At 43.3% G+C, this 305-nt stretch carries 2 protein-coding genes; both read left to right on the forward strand.

The annotated features are described in order from the left end of the window. Positions 1-193, forward strand: a 193-nt coding sequence (locus SB717_RS34820) for a MogA/MoaB family molybdenum cofactor biosynthesis protein (RefSeq protein WP_410907440.1), incomplete at its 5' end; no start/stop codon positions are given. Next, on the forward strand, positions 190-305 hold a 116-nt coding region (locus SB717_RS34825; protein WP_410907442.1), incomplete at its 3' end, for an NTP transferase domain-containing protein. The genes SB717_RS34820 and SB717_RS34825, both read left to right, overlap by 4 nt.

Raw genomic sequence — 305 nt, forward strand, 5'->3', positions numbered from 1 at the left:
TGAGCTGTTCCGCATGATTAGTTATTTAGAAGATATCGGAAGCAGTGCAATGTTAAGTAGAGCGATTGGCGGTACAATTGGACGCAAAGTAGTTTTCTCGATGCCAGGGTCGAGCGGAGCGGTTCGTCTTGCGATGAATAAATTAATTTTACCGGAATTAGGCCATATTACATTTGAGCTGCATCGCCAATGAGTAAGTGGGTTGGAATTGTATTAGCGGGCGGTATGTCGAGTAGATTCGGTGAGCCAAAAGCGTTAGCGAGCTGGCAAGATAGTACTTTTATTGAGCATATTTTGAAAGAGAT

Origin of the sequence: Priestia sp. SIMBA_032, from assembly GCF_046535215.1 — a bacterium.
In the GTDB taxonomy this organism is placed as follows: domain Bacteria; phylum Bacillota; class Bacilli; order Bacillales; family Bacillaceae_H; genus Priestia; species Priestia aryabhattai.